This window comes from Streptomyces sp. RLB3-17, from assembly GCF_007113425.2.
In the GTDB taxonomy this organism is placed as follows: Bacteria; Actinomycetota; Actinomycetes; order Streptomycetales; family Streptomycetaceae; genus Streptomyces; species Streptomyces mirabilis_D.
In genome coordinates this window covers 4,315,643-4,335,677 of the sequence record NZ_CP041610.2, presented here as the reverse complement: position 1 = coordinate 4,335,677, position 20,035 = coordinate 4,315,643, and the positions used below count along the sequence as shown (strand labels likewise).

Genomic DNA, 20,035 nt, shown 5'->3' with positions numbered 1-20,035 from the left:
TGTGTCAACCCTTCACTCCGGTGAGCGTGACGCCCTCGACGAACGCCTTCTGTGCGAAGAAGAACACGAGGATCACGGGGGCCATGACCAGCACGGTCGCGGCCATGGTGAGGTTCCAGTCGGTGTGGTGCGCGCCCTTGAACGACTCCAGGCCGTAGGAGAGGGTCCAGGCGCCGGGGTTCTCGGAGGCGTAGATCTGCGGGCCGAAGTAGTCGTTCCAGGCGTAGAAGAACTGGAAGAGGCCCACGGCGGCGATCCCCGGCTTCGCCATCGGCAGGACGACCTTCAGCAGGGTCTTCAGGTCCCCGCAGCCGTCGACCTTCGCCGCGTCGAGGTACTCGTTCGGGATGGTCATCAGGAACTGGCGGAGCAGGAAGATGGAGAACGCGTCACCGAAGGCCATCGGGATGATCAGCGGCCACAGCGTGCCGGACAGGTCCAGCTGTTTCGCCCAAAAGAGGTACATCGGGATGATGACGACCTGCGGCGGCAGCATCATCATCGAGATGACCAGCATCAGTGACAGGTTCCGGCCGCGGAAGCGGAACTTGGCGAGGGCGTAGGCGACGGGGATCGACGACACGACCGTCAGGACGGTGCCGGCACCGGCGTACAGCAGTGTGTTCTTCCACCAGGTGAGGAAGCCCGGGGTGTCGAAGACCTTCTTGTAGTTGCCCCACTCCCAGGTGTGCGGGATGAGATCGCGGCTGAGTGCCTGCGAGTCGCTCATCAGGGAGGTCAGGAAGACGAAGACGAAGGGGAGGACGAAGAAGAGGGCGGCGGCGACGCCCAGGGCGTGGATCGCGACCCACTCCAGGAGCGCCTTGCGACGGGCGGTGCGCTCGGCGGGCGAGACCGGGGCCCGCAACTCCACGGGCTTGTCGAGTACTTGTGTCATGGCTGTCAGTCACCTGCCTGGATGAGACCGCCCCGGCGCCGCATCAGGAACGCGGTGAACACCATGGACAGGGCGAAGAGCACGAGCGCGACCACACAGGCGGAGCCGTAGTCGAAGCGCTGGAAGCCGAGGTTGTAGACGAGCTGCGGCAGGGTGAGCGTCGACTTGTCGGGGTAGCCGGGCTCGAACTGCGTCCCGGCGCCCTGGATGACGCCCGAGGCGACCTTCCCGGCGATCAGTGGCTGGGTGTAGTACTGCATGGTCTGGATCACGCCGGTGACCACGGCGAACATCACGATCGGCGAGATGTTGGGCAGCGTGACGTACCGGAACCGCTGCCAGGCAGAGGCGCCGTCCAGCTCCGCCGCCTCGTACTGCTCCGTCGGTACGTCGAGCAGCGCGGCCATGAAGATGACCATCAGGTCGCCGATGCCCCACAGGGCCAGCAGGGTGAGGGCCGGCTTGGACCAGCTGGGGTCGTTGAACCAGCCGGGGGCCGGGATGCCGACCTTCTCCAGGAGCGAGTTGACCGGTCCCGTACCGGGGTTGAGGAGGAAGGCGAAGGCCATCGTCGCGGCGACGGGCGGGGCGAGGTAGGGGAGGTAGAAGAGGGTGCGGAAGACGCCCGTGCCCGTCTTGATCTTCGTGATGAGCAGGCCCACGCCGAGTCCGAAGACGACCCGCAGGCTGACCATGACCAGCACCAGCCACAGGGTGTTGCGCAGCGCGGGCCAGAACAGCGGGTAGTGCTCGAAGACGTAGGTCCAGTTCTTCGTGCCGCTCCACGTCGGTGGTTTGAAGCCGTCGTAGTGCATGAACGAGAAATAGACGGTCGACAGCAGCGGATAGGCGAAGAAGACCGCGAAGCCGATCAGCCACGGCGACATGAAGGCGAGGGTGCGCAGCGCCGATCGGCGCCGCTTCGAAGCGAGTGTGACGGTGCTCATGTCCGTGCCCGTCTGCTACTTCGCCTGCGCGATGTCCGTGTCGATCTGCGCGGCGGTCGTCCGCAGACCCGCCTTCAGATCCTTCGCCTTGCCGCTCTCGTAGTCGTATCCGAACTGCTGGATCGTCACGAGGTAGGTGCCGCCGTTGATGGACGCGGGAGTCGTTGTCGAGTTCGGGTTCGAGGCGATGTCCAGGAACGTCTTGAAGCGCGGGTCGTACTTCAGCTTCGGCGACTTGAGCGCGGCCAGCGTCGAGGGCACGTTGTGAATGGCGTTGGCGAAACCGACCACCGCGTCCGTGTCCGTGGTCATGTATTTGACCAGTTCCCAGGCCGCGTTCTGCTTCTTGCTGGTGGCCGCGATGCCCGCGATGGTGCCGGTGATGTAGCCCTTGCCGTACTGGTCGGCCCGGTCGTCGGGAACGGGCAGCGGGGCGACGCCGATCTCGAAGTTCGGCTTGGCGTCCTCGGCCATGCCGAGCCGCCATTCGCCGTCCAGCTGCATGGCGACCTGACCGGTGTGGAAGGGGTGCTTGGGGCCCCATTCGTCACCGAGCTTGGAGCGGTACTTCTCCAGCTTCTGGTAGCCGCCGAGTTCGTCGACGAGCTTCTTCTGGAGGGTGAATCCAGCGGTGAAGGCGGGGTCCTTGGCGAGGTTCGACTTGCCGCTGCTGTCGAAGTACGTCGGGGAGAACTGGCCGAAGTAGTGCTCGGTGGTGGACTCCCAGCCGTGGTAGTTCGGCATGAAGCCCAGCTGGGAGTAGGAGTCGCCCTTGGAGACGGTGAGCTTCTTCGCGTCCGCCTCGAATTCGGACCAGGTCTTCGGGGGGCTGGAGATCCCGGCCTTCTTGAACGCGTCCTTGTTGTAGTAGAGGCCGTAGGCGTCACCGAGCAGCGGAACCGTACAGCGGTTGCCGTCGAACTGGGTGTACTCGTTCATCGCCTTCGGGAAGGTCGTCGCCGGGTCGATTCCCGCCTTCTTGAAGAAGGGGTTGAGATCGACAAGGGCGCCGGAGGAGCAGAACTTGCCCACGTTGTTGGTGGTGAACGAGGAGATCACGTCGGGAGCCTTGTCGCCGCCGGAGCGCAGGGCCTGGTTGATCTTGTCGTCGGTCATGTTGGCGACGATGTTGACGTGGATGTTGGGGTGCGTCTTCTCGAAGCCCGCGACCAGGGCCTTCACGCCCGCGATCTCGCCGGGCGCGCTCCAGGCGTGCCAGAAGTTGATCGTCGTGTTCTTGGAGGCGTCGTCGCTCGCGCCCGAGGACGACTGGCCGGTGCAGGCGGTGGTGAGGAGGGCGAGCGAGGCGGAAGCGGCGAGAGCGGTGGCGACTTTCCTGGATATTCCGGGCATGGCGGGGTCTCCCTACGGCAGGGCGGCGGTGGTGGTGTTCGCGGGACGATTCGCGGGACGGGGAGTCGGTCGAGGGGTGGGACTCAGCGGGAGGTGTCGAAGACCTCGTCGCGGGTGGCCGCCAGCGCGCTCTCCAACGCGCCGCGCAGCACGGGGTGTTCGTGTACGTCGCCGACCACGAGGCGCGGTCGGGAGGCGGCCAGCTCCTCCAGTTCGGCCTGCACCAGGACGCGCAGCGGTTCGCCGCCGGCGGTGAGTGAGGCGCCGCTGAGCACGACGAGTTCGGGGTCGAGCACGGAGACGAGTGAGGCGAGACCGGTGGCGAGACCGGTCGCGTACGTCTCCAGGAGCCGCAGGTGCGGCCCCTCGTTGATGCGGGCGGCCTGTTCGACGAGGGCGGCGGCGACCTCGGCGTAGGGCCCGGTCGGCACCGGCTGGATGCCCAGCTCGCGGGCGAGCTTGGGAATGGCCTGGGAGCCGGCCAGCTCCTGGTAACCACCGCTGTTGGCCTTGGTCACCTGGCGTACGAGGGGTGCGCCGGGCACCGGCAGGAAGCCGACCTCGCCGGCGCCGCCGGTCCAGCCGCGGTGCAGCCGGCCGCCGAGGACGAGGGCGGCGCCGAGGCCGCCCTCGTTCCAGAGCAGTACGAAGTCCTCGTGTCCGCGCGCCGCCCCGAGCCGCTGCTCGGCGATGGCCACCAGGTTGACGTCGTTCTCGTACTCGACGGGCATCGGCAGCGCGGCCGCGAGCTCGTCGAGGAGGCTGGGGGAGTGCCAGCCGGGCAGGTGGGAGGCGTACCGCAGGCGGCCGGTGTTGGGGTCGAAGGCGCCGGGTGTGCCGATGACGAGCCGGTGGACGTCGCCGCGGGCCAGCCCCGCCGCCTTCACCGCCCCGTCGAGGGCGTCGGTGACCTGGCGTACGACGGGCTGCGCGGGGTGCCGGCCCGGGGTGGGCAGCTCGTACTCGCCCACGGTGCGGCCGGTGACATCGGCGACGGCGGCGAGGATGCGCTCGGGCGTGACGTCCAGGCCCGCCGCGTGGGCGGCCCTCGGATTGACGGCGTACAACTGGGCGTTGGGGCCCGGCCGCCCCTCGCTCGTGCCGGTGGCCAGCACGAGTCCGGCGGCCTCCAGCCGGGCGAGGAGCTGGGAGGCGGTGGGCTTGGACAGCCCGGTCAGCTTTCCGATCCTGGTCCGCGAGAGCGGTCCGTGCGCGAGCAGCAGATCGAGGGCGGCGCGGTCGTTCATGGCGCGCAGGACGCGCGGGGTGCCCGGCGTACCGGCGGATCCTGCCATGTTTGTCGACACCTGCCTTTCAACTGCCCAGTCGCTCAGCTTCCCAGGGTGGTCGTGGGGAAGTCCACTGCAAGATCATTGTTAGGAAAGTTTCCTATTGGTGGGAGGAAGGTAGGCCGCGGGCCGCGGAGGCGTCAAGAGAAACCACCCCCGAGGCAACAGAGTCGTTACCTACGGGGGCGGAGTCCGGGTCTTGTTCGCTCAGTCGAGCTGGGTGAGGGTCGCGTTGCCGAGCGGTGCTGCCGCGTCGGCCGGGGGAGCGCGGTGGGGTAGAGACGGACGTCGCTGAGACGGCCGTCGGCGTATTCGCCGTACGCGCCCTGGTAGAGGCGGCGGCCGAACTGGACGGGGCCGACGGCGTTCCAGTCGGTGCCGGTGTAGGCCTTCGTGGCGGACAGACGGCCGTTCACGTACAGCAGGAGCCGACCGGCGTCCGCGTCGAAGACCCCGACCGGGTGGGTCCTCTTGCCCGCCACGGCCTTGGGGCCGTAGACGGCGGTGAAGGAGGTGCTGGTGGTGTCGTCGTTGTGGCGGCCGAAGGCCCAGACGCCCGAGCCGGAGGAGTGATAGAGCGAGGCGCCGGCCCGTCGTACAGGGGAGCGCACACGAGGAACCGGCACGCCCTGGCTGCGGTGTGTCACAGGCTGATTGTGTTGGTATGCAGGAGTGAAGGGGGCGACGAGGTGAGTCTCGCGCGTGCGGAACAGGAACTACTGCGGTTGCTCCTGGGGCTCGTTGCCGGCGAGGAGGATGGCGACTCGGTCGAGTCCAGTCTTCAGCTGCGCTGCTTCGAGACCGTCCGCGACGGGCTCTGGCTCGTCTACCGGGCATTTCTCAACGCCCAGGGCCCCGAAGCGAAGGGGTACGCGGACGACGTCCTGGAGATCGTGGAGTGGGATGCGGGAAGGCTGCGGTCCTACCGGAACCTGTGAGGGGGAGGGGCGACTTGGAGTGAGTCGGGGGAGGGCCCGTTCTCGGTTACTTCACGTCGACGTGGTCGCCCGTGGCCGTGGCCGTGGTGGACGTGCCCGCGAACCTTGACCTGGGTGTTGCCGAGGCCGCCCGACATGTCGTAGCTGTAGCCGAGCTGATGTGGTCACCGGAGTCGTCGTTGTCCGTGGTGGTGCGGCCGTAGACACCGGCCACCTTCCAGGCACCGGCGTCCGCCGCGTCGTAGAGGTAGTCCTGGGGCGCGAGGGCGATGACCTCGGCGCAGGACTGCGTGACCGTCGTGGCGGTCGTGGACGTCGTGGTGCAGCTCGGGGCGTCGTCCGGCCCATCTCGTTCCGCATTTCGAGGGTGTGCTCCGGACGCATCACGGCTTCGTCACGATCGGCAGATGCGCAGGTGGGAGTGGGTGTGAGGCTTTGGGGTGATCTGCGCCGTTGGGGACGGTGATGTGACGCCGGAGGGGGATGGCGGCGGGATCGATATCCGGTCACCTTCACAGGTTCTTGTTCATAGGATCCGGCCACATGAGAGTGAACCGTTTGGTGCGGGGTGGGGCGGGGCGGGGGCCTCGCTCATGAAGCTCGTGAAGTTGCTGATGGCTTGCTGGCGCGTGGCCGCGGCCCAGTGTGTGCCGTTGGCGCTCATCATGACGTTCATCGACCTTGTGAACGACGGTCTCACTTGGGATTCCGTGAGCGGGGAACTGGTCTTCAGTCCTCTGACATGGGGGATCCTCACGTTCGCGGTGGCGGTCGTCGGGGTGTGGTCGCTGCGGCGGCGGGCCGGTGCGACCGGCATCCCGCTCTCCGCCGAGGCGCTGGACGACCGGCAGACGCACGTACTGCGCCCGGTGCCGGTCTCGGACGGGTGGCAGGAGCGGGTCCGCGAAAAGCTGGCGGCATCGGAGCGGGTGTTCCTCGTCGCCGAGAAGGGCCAGGAGGAGATCCACTTCCGGTGGCGTCCCGGGCGGGGGAAGCAGTCCGTCTGGGGATCGATGTCCTTCGACGCGCCCTCGGGAGACGTCGTCCTCGACGTCCGGGACGGTGAGGGACTTCTGGGGGTGGCCGGACTGGGCAAGGGGTCCTCGTTCGCCGCGGTGTGCCAGATAGCCGGGGCGACCGGGCTGGAGTCCGGGACCGTCCGTGGATGAGCGGTCGTGGTACGGCGTTCGGTGTGTCTTCCGCCATCGTGAACTGGGCGTCTACGAGGAGCGGGTGACGCTGTGGACCGCCGGCTCCCCGGACGAGGCCATCGGCTGCGCGGAGGCCGAGGCGGGCGAGTACTGCGCGGCGCTGGAGGAGACCGAGTACACCGGCTTCGCCGAGGCGTTCCGGATGGACGGGGCGCCGGGGGAGGGGGCCGAGGTCTTCTCGCTCATGCGGGAGAGCGACCTGCCTTCCCGCGCCTATGTGGGGACGTTCTACGCGACGGGGCGTGAGCGGACCGGCTGACGGCTGAGCATGTGAGGTCGAGCGGCCGGTCGACGAGATCGCCGTACGTGCGTCGATGGCTGATGCCGGAGCTGTGGACTTGCTCCTACGTGAGAGGGGGCGGCCCCCGGAACACCCGGGTGCCGCCCCCTCACGCGTACGGGCGGGGCCTACTTCGGCGAGCTCGACGGAGCCGGGGCCGAGGCGGGGGCCGGGATGGGGGCGGTCGCCTCCGACTGGGGGGAGGCAGGGTTGCCGAGGACCGACGGGGCCGCCACCGCGGCGGACGGGTCGACGGGCTCCTCCTCCGGGGGCACCGTGGGGCCCCCGACGATGCGGATGTCCGCGGCGTCGAAGGCGCGCTTGACGCGCCAGCGGAGTTCGCGTTCGACGGAGAGGGACTTGCCGGGCATGGTCTTCGCCGAGAGGCGGACGACCATCGAGTCGAGCAGGACGCTGTCCAGGCCGAGGACCTCGATCGGGCCCCACAGGCGCTCGTTCCAGGGCTCTTCCTTGGTCATCGCCTCGGCGACCTCGTCGAGGGTGCGCTTCACCTTGTCCAGGTCCTCGTTCGAGCGGACCGTGACGTCGACGCCGGCCGTGGCCCAGCCCTGGGAGAGGTTGCCGATGCGCTTGACCTCGCCGTTGCGGACGTACCAGATCTCGCCGTTGTCGCCGCGCAGCTTCGTCACGCGCAGGCCCACCTCTATGACCTCGCCGGAGGCGACCCCCGCGTCGATCGTGTCGCCGACGCCGTACTGGTCCTCAAGGATCATGAAGACGCCGGAGAGGAAGTCCGTGACCAGGTTGCGGGCGCCGAAACCGATCGCCACACCCGCGACACCGGCGGAGGCCAGCAGCGGGGCCAGGTTGATCTGGAACGTGCCCAGGATCATCAGCGCGGCGGTGCCCATGATCAGGAAGGACGCGACCGAGCGGAGGACCGAGCCGATCGCCTGCGAGCGCTGCCGGCGGCGCTCGACGTTCACCAGCAGGCCGCCCAGGGCCGTGCCGTCGACCGCCTGGACCGTGCGGGTCATGCGATCTATCAGCTTGGTGATCGCCCGCCGTACCACCACTCTCAGTACCCCTGCGATCACCAGGATCAACAGGACGCGCAGACCGATCGCCAGCCACGTGGACCAGTTCTGCTCGACCCAGCTGGCGGCGTTGGTCGCGCTCTGCTGGGCGTCCTGAAGCGTGGCGGTCGTCGGGTCCGTCGTCGCCGAGGGGGACGGCGACGGGGTGGACCCCGAGGCCAACAGGGCGGTCAAGAACACGGCAGGTACCTCCAGGCGTAGCGGTCCGCCCGCGGCTCGGGGACATGTGAGGACAGCGGCGGGCAGAACCACCACACTAACGGGGCATCGTGTGTGGATCGTTGCAATGTTCCAGGGAGAGACCGTACTCACCTGGGGATGACACAGGGTGTGGTCGAAAACACTCCCAGCCCGTTACCGGGACATGGTGGCGCTTCCACCAGGCAAGAGGGGAGACTGACTGCAGATCGTCCCGGCGCGAGCCACGCGCCGCCGGCGTACAAGGAGGCATCCGTGCCGCACGTCCTGGTCCTCAACGCGTCGTACGAGCCACTCGGCGTCGTACCGCTCCGCCGCGCGCTCGTCCTCGTCCTTGAGAACAAGGCCATCTGCCTCGAGGAATCCGGCGCCTTTATGCACAGCGAAACCGTTACTGTCCCCGCACCCAGCGTGGTCCGGCTGAAGAGGTTCGTACGGGTCCCTTACAGGGGGCCCGTTCCGCTGACCCGTCGGGCACTGTTCGCCCGCGACGGCGGCCGGTGCATGTACTGCGGTGGCGTCGCAACCAGCGTCGACCACGTCATCCCGCGCTCCCGCGGAGGTCAGCACGCCTGGGACAACGTGGTGGCATCATGCCGCCGCTGCAACCACACCAAGGCCGACCGCCACCTGGTCGAGATCGGCTGGCGCCTGCGCCACAAACCCGCCCCGCCGACGGGGCTCGCCTGGCGCATCATCGGAACGGGGCATAGGGACCCGCGCTGGCTGCCCTACCTGCAGCCGTACGGCGCGGAGGATGCGATGGCCCGGATCGACGGCATTTCCGCCTGACGATCCGGGCCTTCGTGTTGCTTGTACGGCCCACAAGACCTGGTGCGTCGTGCGGCATCCCGGATATCCCCGCCGCCCCGTTCCGGCTCCCCAGGAGGACTCCGTGCCTCCCGGGGAACCGGCCGTGTCCGCAGGGCAGGACGACAGTGTCCGCAGGGCAGGACGGCCGTGTACGCAAGCAGGACGGCCGGGTGCGCAGGGCGCGACGGCCGTGTCCCGCAGGTCGGGCGTAGCGCGGCTGCGCCGGGTGCACCGAGCGCCGCAGCAGTGGCAGGGCCGATTTCAGGAGCCGGGCCCGGCCTAGTACCGGCCCGCGGCACCCTGGCGGCGATCTGCGGGGCCGGCCCCCGGCGGCGGGTAGGCAGGGGCACGGCGGCGGTCACGGCGGGTGCGTCGGCCGGGACGAGTACGGCTCGAAGATCCTTTTGATCATGGAGCGGACCGGTGCGTCCCCCTCCGTCGGAATTGCGCGGGCGAACCGGCGTGACGTCCATCTGGGGCCATGGTTGTGCCGGCCTTCGACGCCTTCACTGTCGCGATGAGCGCAAAGTCGAACTTTGCTCCGCCATTACCAGCATTGATCGCCTCCCTCTTTGCTGCCGCAGACTCGCCGACAGGGATTACTTCAACGCGCCGCGGCTGTTGGGGCATCAAGGTCAATGTGGACTACCTCGGCATATTTCTGGCCACGAATCCAAACCCGTACGCACATGGACGAGGCGAATGCAACCACCGTGAGGCAAACGGAAGGTTGACCGTTCATGATCAGCGCTGATAACTTTGGATCTCGGGCGGTAGCCCTGAAGACGCACGGGGGTGGACGTTTTCTACTTTACGATTACCTTTCCCCGTGCTTTACGAGGAGAGAGTAAAAAATGAAGCGTGGTGCACGTATATCCATGGTGGCCGGCACGGCGGCTGTGATCACCCTTGCCCTGGCCCCCATCGCCGAGGCCAACTGGGATAGCTCCATCACTGCCGCGAGCGTGGGCTTCGAGTCCCGTCGCTGGTCGGACGAGCTGTACTCGCAGATCACCTTCCACGGCTGCACGACCGACGGCTCGAAGAGCACCGACGTGCAGATCTGGAACGACATCTCTCTCGCGCCCGACAAGGCGTACGACAACAAGACGTACACCGCCTGCTTCAACGGTGGCGTCAGCAACGGCGAGTGGACCGACCTGCCGTCCGGCAAGAGAGACTACTACTTCCAGATCATGAAGATCGGTGGATCCACCTTCGGGCCGCAGCTCAGCGTGAGCAAGCTCGTCGTGGACACCACCAAGGTCGACGGCTGACATTACAGCTCTGAGGGGTGCCCTGTCAGGGCACCCCTGTCCGGCCGACGAGTGGTTCAGTGAGACTCAATGAAATTCAGCACCAGTCTGCGCAGCGGTAGTGTGCGATGGGCTGCCCCCGTCATTCTCCTATTGACGTTCCTTTACTATGTGGTAGGAGAAACGGCCCCTCTCTCAAGCTATTACCATTATGCGCCGAGCCTTGTCGCGGAGCCGCTGCAAACTCTCTATGCGTTGGCTTACGCGGCGGCAGCGGGACTTGCCTGCTGGGAGAGTGGACGTCTGAGGAGCGCCCGGATATGGGCGCTGGCGCCGGCCCGTTCGCGTTACCGCATCGCGGCCAATGCCCTTGCTCCTGTGATCGTGCTGTCCTGGCTCGTCCTGCTGCTCCCCCCGGCGGTCTCACTGGCGCGATCGGCGACCGCGCCGACCCTCGACAGCCTGCGGCTGCCGCTCGCCGGGATGGTTCTGTGCGTCGCGCACGCCGTCCTCGGATTCGCCGTCGGCTGCTGGATCCCCCGCGTCATCGCCACGCCGATCCTGGCTGTGGCCGACTGGATCACCGTCGCCTTCACCAGGGCGGTGCTGCCCTACTGGCCCCGCCATGTTTCCGGACAGTTCGACACCCTCGGTTTCGGAGAGGTGCCCAGCCTCGTCACGGCGGCGGTGCCCGTGCTGCTGGCCGGCGGCATAGCCGTCGGGCTGATGATCCTGTGGCTGCCCTACGGGTGGCGCGCGCTGCGGGTCGTGGTCGCCGCCGTGGTGGCCGTGGGCGGTGTCCTCGGGGCCTACCGCACAGCCGTCGACTGGTCGGCCACTCCGCCCCTCACCGGTGGGCACGTGGAGATGAAGTGCGTGGGCAGCGCGCCGCGCATGTGCGTACCGGAGTTCGACTCGCGAGCGCTTCCGCAGGTTCAGCGCGACACCGCGAACGCGCTGCGCGTGCTGCGTGACGCCGGGGCGACCTCGGCGCAACCACGTCTGATCACCGACAGCTACGTCGACGGGCGTCGGCAGAAGCCCTCCACGGACACGGTGTGGCGGATGGAGCTGACCGGACCGGTGCAGAGCGGTGACGCGGTGTATCAGATCATGGTGCGAACCCTGCATTTCCGCTGTGAGCAGGTCCCTGCCCTTTCCGCCCACTCGGCCTGGCTGTGGGGGGCCCTGAAGACCGGCCAGGAGCAGGCCTACCGGAAGCGCCGGGAGCAGGAGGGCCTGGATCCCCTGGCCCAGAAGCTGGAGAAGCAGGTGGAGGCCACCGTCACCAAGGTGCTGGCCGAGCCGCGGGCCGATCAGGCCAAGTGGATCAGGCGGACGCTCGACACCTGTGAGGCGAAGGCCTCGTGACGTGGTGGTTCAAGGCCCGCCGGGGACACCTGCTGCTGCCGCTCGCCCTGCTTGTCTTCGGGGCCGGACTGTACGCGGTGCAGGGCACCACGGTGCTGCTGCCGTCCCTCGTCGGCAGCCCCCGGGTCGCGCTCTCACTGTTCGTCCCCGTCCCGCTGCTCGCCTTCCTGATGGCGGTTCTGGAATCTCGGCTTCCCGCGGCCGAGGTTTCCGGCGTCCGGTCCATGACACGGCTCGACAACGGGCTCGTCGCGACGGTCATGGCCGCGGCCGTGCTGTGCAGCGTTCTCATCGCCTCCGTGCAGGGTTCGGCCGCGGCCACGGCCGGGGGCCGCAACGCGGTGTTCCTGACCGGCCTGATGCTGCTCGGACGGGCATGGGCGGGCCAGACGGCGGTGATGGTCCCAGTGGGCTGGCTGCTCACCGTCGTACTCGTGGGGTTCCGAGGGAACGTGCCGCACCTCTGGACCGTCATCGCGCTCCCCGCGGACAACCCGTATGCGGCAGCCGCCTCCCTGGCGGTGTTCGCCATCGGCCTTGCCGCCCAGATCCGTTCGTCGAGGAAAACAGCGTGACACTCGAACTCAGCAACTGCACCTACGGCTACCGGCGCTGGAAGCGGCCGGTCCTGGAGGACTTCTCCTACGCCCTGCCGGACGGCCTCACCGTCCTGCTCGGTCCCAACGGCGCCGGCAAATCCACCCTGCTGAAGCTCGCGGCCTCGGTGACCACACCGCAGAAGGGACGCGTGACCCTGGACGGCGGGTCGGCGGGCACGTCGGCGTACCGGCGGGCTGTCGCCTGGATGCCGCAGGACATCGTGCCCATGCCCACGCTCACGGCGCGTGAGTACGTCGCCTACATCGGCTGGCTCAAGGGCATGAACCGCGCCGACGCCTGGAAGCAGGCCCGCAAGGCCCTCCTGAAGGTGGAGCTGGCCGACCAGACCGACACCCGCACGAACCGGCTCTCCGGCGGCCAGCTGCGGCGTGTCGGCGTCGCGGGGGCACTCGTGCACGGAGCGCGGGTCCTGCTGCTGGACGAGCCCACCGCCGGCATGGACCCCTACCAGCGCCGCGTGTTCCGCGACATCCTGCGCGGCCTGACCGGCGACGTGCGGGTCCTGCTGTCCACGCACGACGTCGCCGACCTCGCCGAGGAGGCGGACCACGTCACCGTCATGTACGGGGGGACGGTCCTCCACCACGGGAACACCGACACCTTCCTGACGCACACCCCGCCCGGAACCCTCGCCGGACGCGCCGCCGAAGCCGCGTACACCGAACTGCTCAGAAGCCGGGGCGTCGCCGCTTGACCCTCCAGCGGCGACAGCCGCTTGCGACCGCTCCCTTCCCGCAGGCGGGATAGGTCAATTCAAGTCAATTCAATAGGGGATATGTGGCACAAACTGGACGCATCACGCCGGCGGGCTCGCGCAGGGGCGGAATGTGACCAGAAGCACGTTGTTCGTCCGTGTACGTCTGCCGGGGCGTCCGCTGGGTAGGGCTGCGGTAACCCGCCCGTCCCGTACGCGACGTACACGACAAGGAGGCCCCCGTGGCCGCATCGGCACACCTTCTGCTCTCGGCCCTTTCCAAACGCCCGACGGAGCCCTCCGTCGAGCCCCACGTGTGCGTCTTCAGCGCCGAGGGCGCCTCCGTCGAACCGCCGCTGACCAGCGAACCTCCCCTCCCCGACGCCGAGCCGCTGACCAGTGAACCGCCGCTGGCCGACGCCGCGCACCTGACCAGCGAGCCCGTCTCCACCGGCGCCGCCACGGACATCTCGGGGGTATAGATGGCGCCTCGCCCGCCCGCGGACCCGTCGCCCACCGGCTCCTCGCCGGCCGGCCCTCCCGACCCGCACGCACCGCTGGCGCGGCTCGCCGCACTGCACGGCGTCGCCACCTCCTACAGCCCCTCCCCCGACCGTACGGTCGCGGCCACGGACACCGCGGTCGTCGCGGCCCTGGCGGCGCTCGGCGTCGACGCGAGCACCCCGGACGCCGTCCGTGCGGCCCTCGCCGCCAGGGAGGCCGAGACGCGGGAGCGGCTGCTGCCACCGACGGTGGTGTGCTGGGGCGGCAGCCCGCCCGCCGCGCTCGCCGGACTGCCGACCGGCACCCGGCTGCGCATCACCACCGAACAGGGCGAGACCCGCGCAGCCGCCGAGCAGCTCCCGCCCGGCGTCCACACCCTGCACGCCACCGCCCCCGACGGCCGCACCGCCGAGGCCCACCTCGTCGCCGCCCCCGCCCGGCTGCCCGCGCCGCCCGGACGCACGTACGGACTCCTCGTCCAGCTCTACTCCCTCCTCTCCCGGCGCTCCTGGGGCATGGGCGACCTCGGCGACCTCGCCGAACTCACCGCCTGGGCCGGCCGGGCGCTCGGCGCCGGATTCGTGCAGGTCAACCCCCTGCACGCGGCCGTACCCGGCACCCCCACCGACCCCTCCCCGTACCGGCCCTCCTCCCGCCGCTTCCCCGACCCGGTCCATCTGCGGGTCGAGGACATCCCCGAGTTCGCCCACGTCGACGACCCGGGCCGGGTGGGGACGCTGCTGGAGCGCGCCGAGCGACTGCGCGAATCCGTGCTCCACAAGGGCGCGTTGATCGACCGCGACGCCGTGTGGGAGCTCAAGCGCGAAGCGCTGGAACTGGTGCACGAAGTGCCGCTCGGCCCCGGCCGACGCGCCGCCTACGTCGACTTCCTCGCCGAGGAGGGCGAGGCGCTGGAGGACCACGCCACCTGGTGCGCGCTCGCCGAGGCGTACGGCCCCGAGTGGCAGCGGTGGCCGGTGGGCCTGCGTGCCCCGCGCTCACCCGCGACGGCCCGCGCCCGCGGCGAGTTGATGGACCGCGTCGACTTCCACAGCCGCCTCGCCTGGCTCACCGACGCCCAGCTCGCCACCGCCCAGCGCTCCGCGCGCGACGCCGGGATGGCGGTGGGCCTCGTGCACGACCTCGCGGTCGGAGTGCATCCCGGCGGAGCCGACGCCTGGGCGCAGCAGGAGTACTTCGCGGCGGGCATGTCCGTCGGCGCGCCCCCGGACGCCTTCAACGCACGCGGCCAGGACTGGGGCCTGCCGCCCTGGCGCCCGGACCGCCTCGCCGCCTCGGGCTACGCCCCGTACCGCCGCCTCCTGCGCGCCCTCCTCCGGCACGCGGGCGCCCTGCGCATCGACCATGTGATGGGCCTGTTCCGGCTCTGGTGGGTGCCGCAGGGACAGCCGCCCACCGAGGGCACGTACGTCCGCTACGACGCCGAGGCGATGCTCGCGATCCTGACCCTGGAGGCCTCGCGGGCCGGGGCCCTGGTGATCGGCGAGGACCTCGGCACGGTCGAGCCCGGCGTACGCGAGACGCTGCACGAGCGCGGGGTGCTCGGCACCTCGGTGCTGTGGTTCGAACGGGACTGGGACGGCGACGGGAAGCCCCTGCCCCCCGAGCGCTGGCGCCCCGACTGCCTGGCCACCGCCACCACCCACGACCTGCCGCCCACCGCCTCCCGGCTCACCGGCGACCACGTCGAACTCCGCGACCGGCTCGGCCTGCTGACCGGCTCCCTGGAGGACGAGCGGACCGCGGCCACGGCGGACACGGGGGAGTGGCTGGCGCTGCTCGCCCGCCTGGGGCTGCTGCACGGGGCGGGCGACGCGGGTTCGGCGGTGTCGGAGGAGGCCGAGATCCAGGCCGTGCACCGCTTCCTGCTGCGCACCCCGGCCCGCATGATCGGCGTGTGGCTCCCGGACACGGTCGGCGACCGGCGTCCGCAGAACCTGCCGGGCACGTGGGACCAGTACCCGAACTGGCGGCTGCCCATCGCCGACGCGGAAGGCCGCCCGGTGACCCTGGAGGAACTGGCGGCCTCGCCCCGGCTGTACGCGCTGATCGACGTGCTGCGGGGACGGTCCGGGGGTCGCGGTGGACGTGATGGCCGCGGGAGCGATGACCGCCGCAGCGATGGCCGGGGTGAGGGTGGGAGTGCGCGTGGGCGTGACGGAGGCGTGTGAGCGGGCGTGAGCGGGGCGTCCGGGCGGGGGTGCGGCCTCCGTACGGCACCCCGGGCGCGCGACTCATTCAGGTGTTCGCTACGTTTGCACCGTGGACAAGAAGAACGCCCTGCGCGCCGGCGCCCTGGCTTCCGGTACGACGCTGATGATGCTGCTCATGTCGTCCCCCGCGCTCGCGCTGACCCGCGACGACGGTGACGACCCCGGCAAGGGCCTGAGCGTGATCGAAACGCTCGGCCTCTACGTCGTGACGCCGATCGTCCTGTTCCTGGTCATCGCGGGCCTCGTGATGGTCCTGGACAAGTCCGACAAGCAGCCGAAGCGGACCTGATTCCGGCTCGCTTCCTGGAGCCCCGGCCGCGCGCCGAGGCCTGGATCCTTCTCGACCGAGGGAGTCCGCGCACCTACCGGGTGTGGGGACTCCCTCGACGTGTTTTCGGAGTCCCTCGACGGGCTTTCGGGGCCCGTTACGGATGCGGCGCCGTGAGATACCGCTGCACCGTCGGCGCCAGCCACGCCACGACCTCCTCGCGGGGCAGCGCGACGGCGGGCGGGAATCGCAGGACGTAGCGGGCCATCGCCATGCCCAGCACCTGTGAGGCGGTCAGCGCGGCCCGTGCCGGCGCCTGCTCCGGGTCGGGGCACACGCGCAGCGCGACCGGCATGAGCTGGTCCCGGAAGATGCCCTGCATGCGCGCGGCGCCGTCCGGATTGGTCACGCCGACCCGGAGCAGCACGGTGAGGACCTCGTTCTCCTCCCAGAGGTCGAGGAAGTGGCCCACCAGGGCGCGGCCCACCTCGTGCGGGTCCAGCCCGACCGGGTCCGGCAGCCGCAGGTCGACGTCGAGGACCGCGGCGAACAGTCCTTCCTTCGAGCCGTAGTACCGCATCACCATCGACGGATCGATCCGTGCGTCCTTGGCGATCGAGCGGATCGTGGCGCGCTCGTAGCCGTCGGCGGCGAAGCGTTCGCGCGCGGCGGTGAGGATGGCGGTGCGGGTGGTGTCCGAACGGCGGGCCGCGGGGGACGCGGCGGGTGCGGGGAGTTCCTTGTCGGGCATGCCAACAACCGTAGGCCAACAGTTGTTGACAGTCCAGAGCGGGCTCCCTATCTTGGTAAACAAGCGTTGGCCAACAAATGTTGACCAACGGACGTTGGCATCAGGAGGCCGCCATGAACGGCAAGACGAACGGCAAGGTGAACGGCACCAACGGGTCCCGGCACGTGATCGTCGTCGGCTCCGGCCCCACCGGCCTCCTGCTGGCCGGGGACCTCGCCGCCGCCGGTGTCCCCGTCACCCTCGTCGAGAAGCGCCCGCACGGGATCAGCAACCTCTCCCGCGCCTTCGTCCTGCACGCCCGCACCCTGGAGCAGCTCGACGCCCGCGGTCTCGCCGACGAGCTGGAGAGTCACGGCCGGACCGTCGACCGCATCCGCCTCTTCGGCGGGCTCTCCGTCGCCCTCGACACGCTCCCCTCCCGCTTCAACCACCTGCTCGTGATCCCGCAGTACGAGGTGGAGCGGGCGTTGGAGCGGCGGGCGGTCGAGGCCGGGGTGCGGTTCGTGTACGAGACCGAGGTGACCGGACTGCGCCAGGACGCGGCGGGCGTCACGCTCGAAGTCCGCGGTGCGGACGGGGCGGCGGGGGAGATGGCGGCCGCGTACGTGGTCGGGGCGGACGGGATGCGCAGCGCGGTGCGTGAGGCGGTGGGGCTGCCGTTCCCCGGGAAGTCGGTCATCCGGTCCGTCGTCCTCGCCGACGTCCTGCTCGCCGAGGAGCCGGAGTCGATCCTCACCGCCAACGCCGTCGGCGACGCCTTCGCCTTCATGGTGCCCTTCGGCGACGGCTACTACCGTGTGATCGGCTGGCACCGCGGTCGCGACGTCCCCGACAGCGCGCCGCTCGAACTCGACGAGGTCAAGGAGATCGTCCGGCTCTCCCTCGGCCATGACTACGGCATGCACGACGCCCGCTGGATGTCCCGCTTCCACAGCGACGAGCGCCAGGCGCCCGCGTACCGGGTCGGGAGGGTCTTCCTCGCCGGTGACGCCGCCCATGTCCACACCCCGGCCGGCGGGCAGGGCATGAACACCGGCCTCCAGGACGCGGCGAACCTCAGCTGGAAGCTCGCGCTGGTCGTCAACGGCCATGCGGACACGGACTTGTTGGACACCTACCAGGCCGAGCGCCACCCCGTCGGCAAGGCGGTGCTGCGCAGCAGCGGCGGGATCGTCCGGCTCGCGATGGCCAAGTACCCCTGGACGCTGGCGCTGCGCTCCGTGCTCACCACGGTCCTCAACGGCGTCGGCCCCGTGCGCCGGAAGGCGGCGGGCCAGATCACCGGCATCGGCTTCGCCTACCGGGCCCCGCGCGGCTCGCACGCCCTCGTCGGCACCCGGGCCCCCGATGTCACTCTGAAGGGCGGCCGCCTCTACGAGGCCCTGCGCGGCGGCCGGTTCGTCCTCGTCGCACCGACGGCGGCCGTCCGGGCGTACGGCCTGGACGACCTCAAGGGCCGCAAGGACCGTCTCGCCGTGGAGAGCTGGGCGAGCGACCGGCGTACGACCCTGCTGGTGCGGCCCGACGGATACGTGGCCTGGGCCGCCGAATCCCCCGACGCGGCGGCCGTCGAGCGGGCGTTGGCGGCGGCGCTGGGCGAGGATCCGTCTTCGAACTGACCTTGCCCGGGGCGGGAGTGACGCGAGGGTGACCGCCGCTCCGTGGAAACGCCGGCATCTCAACACCGCGTCGGGAGCGGTATGCCACCGCGTGGGACGCTGAGTTGAGCATGACCGTTGGTAACGGTTTACGGTGATTTCGGCCATGCGTTTGACGTATACGCAACACGAGGGTGGTTCGACCGCCCGGGGGAAGCGCGGACCCGCGCCGTCGAACGACGCCTGGGGGTCCGCGCCCTGAGGAACGCATGTACCTGCACGTAAAACAGAAGATCGTCACGCTCGCGACCGCCTTGTGCCTGACTGTAGGTGCGGGCACGGCCGCGGCGACCGGACCCGCCCCGAAGCGGGAGCCGGAGGGCATCTTCCTGGGCGCGGCCCTGCTGGCCTGGCTCGCCCGGGCCGGGGCGTCGCTGGACATCGATCAGTACGTGTACTACGACTGCGACGACCAGCGGGGCGACGGCGACCCCGGCCAGTGGCGCCACCCTCATCCAAGGATCACTGAAGACGGATCCTGGATCTCAACCCGTGGGTTGAGGCGGAAACCCACCCTCGGCTCCACCCTGGAGCCGAGGTGGTTCCGCGTCGTGAAGCGCAAGCTCATGGGCATGACGACGACCGACTACGTGATCTCCGCATCCCTCATCCTCCTCGTGATCCCGCAGATCCGAGGCGTCCGGCAGACGCTGCACCACACGCTGCTGCCGCTCGCGGCCGTCGCCGCCGCAGCCGCCTATTACCTCAAGTCCTTCCCGACCCAAGGGCACGACGTCGGACTCGACATCGCCGGTGTCGTCGCCGGCGCGGTCCTGGGCGTCGCCTGTGGCGCGGCCACCCGGCTGAGCCGCGCCTCGGACGGGATCGCGTTCGCCCGCGCCGGGGCACTCGCCGCGCTCCTGTGGATCGTCGGCATGGCCTCGCGCGCCGGATTCGAGTACTGGGCCACTCATGGCGGTTCCGGGAGCCTGGCGCGGTTCAGCCAGGACAACCTGATCACCGGTTCCGCCGCCTGGACCGCCGCGCTGCTGCTGATGGCGCTGGCTCAGGTCCTGGGGCGGCTCACCGTGATACGCGTCAGGTCGAGCCGGGTCGCCGCGGCGGGCTGAGGCCCTCCGGGCCGGGCTCGGGGGCCCGCCGAGACCCTAGGCTCCGGCGCCCATCAGCAACTCGCGCAACAGGGCGGCCAGTTGACCGGCTCGTTCCTCGTCGAGGTGGGCCAGGGCCTCCGTCTGGACGGCGAGTCCCGCGCCGACGGCCTCGTCGATGAGCCGCAGCCCCTTGTCCGTGAGCGTCACCTGGAGTCCGCGCCGGTCGTGCGGGTCGGGGGAGCGCCGTAGCAGCCCCGCGCGCTCCAGCTTGTCCAGGCGCCCGGTCATGCCGCCGGTGGTGAGCATGAGCGTCGCCGAGAGCTGCCGGGGCGAGAGGGTGTACGGGGCGTCCGAGCGACGCAGGGTCGCGAGCACGTCGAACTCCCCGCGCGAGATCCCGTAGGGCGCGTACGCCTTCTCCATCCGGTCGCCCATCGTGCGGGCGAGCCGGAAGACGCGGCCGAAGACCTCCATCGCGGCGGTGTCGAGGTCCGGCCGGACGGTGGCCCACTGCTCGATGATCGCGTCGACCGGGTCCTGGGGCGTCTTCATGGGGGCGAGTATCCGCCGAGGGGTCGATTGCCCGCAAGAAAGTAGCTGACGAGGAAGTAGCTTGACCATAAGTCACTTGGAGCTAAGCT

The 20,035-nt window shown here is 69.8% G+C and carries 21 protein-coding genes; 13 read left to right on the top strand and 8 right to left on the bottom strand.

The window, feature by feature from the left end; genetic code table 11:
- Positions 1-4: 4 nt before the first annotated feature.
- The 5 genes from FNV62_RS19910 to FNV62_RS19890 form a co-directional block, all read right to left on the bottom strand.
- The gene (locus FNV62_RS19910; protein WP_054231783.1) at positions 5-898 is read right to left on the bottom strand and encodes a carbohydrate ABC transporter permease; all 894 of its coding nucleotides are present in this window, start codon (positions 896-898) and stop codon (positions 5-7) included.
- Positions 899-903: 5 nt separating this feature from the next.
- Positions 904-1,845: a carbohydrate ABC transporter permease gene (locus FNV62_RS19905; RefSeq protein ID WP_097284762.1), complete on the bottom strand. Its 942-nt coding sequence runs from the start codon at positions 1,843-1,845 to the stop codon at positions 904-906.
- A 15-nt stretch (positions 1,846-1,860) separates the two neighbouring features.
- A complete protein-coding gene (locus FNV62_RS19900; RefSeq protein ID WP_143613397.1) occupies positions 1,861-3,198 on the bottom strand; it encodes an ABC transporter substrate-binding protein in 1,338 nt (445 codons plus the stop codon).
- Between the two features lie 83 nt (positions 3,199-3,281).
- Complete coding sequence (locus FNV62_RS19895; RefSeq protein ID WP_054231780.1) at positions 3,282-4,493, bottom strand: ROK family transcriptional regulator; 1,212 nt, start codon at positions 4,491-4,493, stop codon at positions 3,282-3,284.
- A 167-nt stretch (positions 4,494-4,660) separates the two neighbouring features.
- Positions 4,661-5,134: a LamG domain-containing protein gene (locus FNV62_RS19890; RefSeq protein ID WP_164657634.1), complete on the bottom strand. Its 474-nt coding sequence runs from the start codon at positions 5,132-5,134 to the stop codon at positions 4,661-4,663.
- A gap of 42 nt (positions 5,135-5,176) precedes the next feature.
- Between FNV62_RS19890 and FNV62_RS19885 the strand changes: the two genes are divergently transcribed.
- The 3 genes from FNV62_RS19885 to FNV62_RS19875 all read left to right on the top strand — a co-directional run bounded on the left by FNV62_RS19885 (position 5,177) and on the right by FNV62_RS19875 (position 6,895).
- A complete protein-coding gene (locus FNV62_RS19885; protein WP_143601656.1) occupies positions 5,177-5,425 on the top strand; it encodes a hypothetical protein in 249 nt (82 codons plus the stop codon).
- 593 nt (positions 5,426-6,018) lie between these two features.
- Positions 6,019-6,594: a hypothetical protein gene (locus FNV62_RS19880; RefSeq protein ID WP_097284759.1), complete on the top strand. Its 576-nt coding sequence runs from the start codon at positions 6,019-6,021 to the stop codon at positions 6,592-6,594.
- Positions 6,587-6,895 (top strand): hypothetical protein, encoded by a 309-nt coding sequence (locus tag FNV62_RS19875; RefSeq protein WP_143608109.1) that lies wholly within the window; start codon positions 6,587-6,589, stop codon positions 6,893-6,895. The genes FNV62_RS19880 and FNV62_RS19875 overlap by 8 nt, the downstream gene beginning before the upstream one ends.
- A 149-nt stretch (positions 6,896-7,044) precedes the next feature.
- Here the strand turns inward: FNV62_RS19875 and FNV62_RS19870 are convergent, their stop codons facing one another.
- Positions 7,045-8,169 carry a mechanosensitive ion channel family protein gene (locus tag FNV62_RS19870; RefSeq protein WP_179858535.1) on the bottom strand — a complete coding sequence of 375 codons (1,125 nt, stop codon included), beginning with the start codon at positions 8,167-8,169 and terminating at the stop codon, positions 7,045-7,047.
- Positions 8,170-8,427: 258 nt separating this feature from the next.
- Between FNV62_RS19870 and FNV62_RS19865 the strand changes: the two genes are divergently transcribed.
- The 8 genes from FNV62_RS19865 (at position 8,428) to FNV62_RS19830 (ending at position 15,954) form a co-directional block, all read left to right on the top strand.
- Complete coding sequence (locus FNV62_RS19865) at positions 8,428-8,964, top strand: HNH endonuclease (protein WP_054231776.1); 537 nt, start codon at positions 8,428-8,430, stop codon at positions 8,962-8,964.
- A gap of 875 nt (positions 8,965-9,839) precedes the next feature.
- Positions 9,840-10,262: a hypothetical protein gene (locus tag FNV62_RS19860; RefSeq protein WP_143601655.1), complete on the top strand. Its 423-nt coding sequence runs from the start codon at positions 9,840-9,842 to the stop codon at positions 10,260-10,262.
- A 357-nt stretch (positions 10,263-10,619) separates the two neighbouring features.
- Complete coding sequence (locus FNV62_RS19855; protein ID WP_143655022.1) at positions 10,620-11,612, top strand: hypothetical protein; 993 nt, start codon at positions 10,620-10,622, stop codon at positions 11,610-11,612.
- Positions 11,609-12,187 (top strand): hypothetical protein, encoded by a 579-nt coding sequence (locus FNV62_RS19850; protein ID WP_054231773.1) that lies wholly within the window; start codon positions 11,609-11,611, stop codon positions 12,185-12,187. The genes FNV62_RS19855 and FNV62_RS19850 overlap by 4 nt, the downstream gene beginning before the upstream one ends.
- The gene (locus tag FNV62_RS19845) at positions 12,184-12,927 is read left to right on the top strand and encodes an ATP-binding cassette domain-containing protein (protein WP_054231772.1); all 744 of its coding nucleotides are present in this window, start codon (positions 12,184-12,186) and stop codon (positions 12,925-12,927) included. The genes FNV62_RS19850 and FNV62_RS19845 overlap by 4 nt, the downstream gene beginning before the upstream one ends.
- 242 nt (positions 12,928-13,169) lie before the next feature.
- Positions 13,170-13,409 carry a hypothetical protein gene (locus FNV62_RS19840; RefSeq protein ID WP_054231771.1) on the top strand — a complete coding sequence of 80 codons (240 nt, stop codon included), beginning with the start codon at positions 13,170-13,172 and terminating at the stop codon, positions 13,407-13,409.
- Entirely contained in the window at positions 13,410-15,623 is a 2,214-nt protein-coding gene (malQ, locus tag FNV62_RS19835; protein WP_144315468.1) for a 4-alpha-glucanotransferase, read from the top strand.
- A gap of 91 nt (positions 15,624-15,714) precedes the next feature.
- Entirely contained in the window at positions 15,715-15,954 is a 240-nt protein-coding gene (locus tag FNV62_RS19830; RefSeq protein ID WP_054231770.1) for a hypothetical protein, read from the top strand.
- Between the two features lie 136 nt (positions 15,955-16,090).
- On the opposite strand, the gene FNV62_RS19825 is transcribed toward FNV62_RS19830, so the two are convergent.
- Positions 16,091-16,684 carry a TetR family transcriptional regulator gene (locus FNV62_RS19825; RefSeq protein ID WP_097284752.1) on the bottom strand — a complete coding sequence of 198 codons (594 nt, stop codon included), beginning with the start codon at positions 16,682-16,684 and terminating at the stop codon, positions 16,091-16,093.
- Positions 16,685-16,797: 113 nt separating this feature from the next.
- On the opposite strand from FNV62_RS19825, the gene FNV62_RS19820 reads away from it, so the two are divergent.
- Both FNV62_RS19820 and FNV62_RS55710 read left to right on the top strand, forming a co-directional pair.
- Positions 16,798-18,303 carry an FAD-dependent monooxygenase gene (locus FNV62_RS19820; protein WP_225900307.1) on the top strand — a complete coding sequence of 502 codons (1,506 nt, stop codon included), beginning with the start codon at positions 16,798-16,800 and terminating at the stop codon, positions 18,301-18,303.
- Between the two features lie 248 nt (positions 18,304-18,551).
- Complete coding sequence (locus tag FNV62_RS55710; protein ID WP_225900306.1) at positions 18,552-19,412, top strand: hypothetical protein; 861 nt, start codon at positions 18,552-18,554, stop codon at positions 19,410-19,412.
- 36 nt (positions 19,413-19,448) lie between these two features.
- Here FNV62_RS55710 and FNV62_RS19810 read toward each other — a convergent pair whose 3' ends face one another.
- Positions 19,449-19,946 carry a MarR family winged helix-turn-helix transcriptional regulator gene (locus FNV62_RS19810; RefSeq protein WP_060900742.1) on the bottom strand — a complete coding sequence of 166 codons (498 nt, stop codon included), beginning with the start codon at positions 19,944-19,946 and terminating at the stop codon, positions 19,449-19,451.
- Positions 19,947-20,035: the final 89 nt, after the last annotated feature.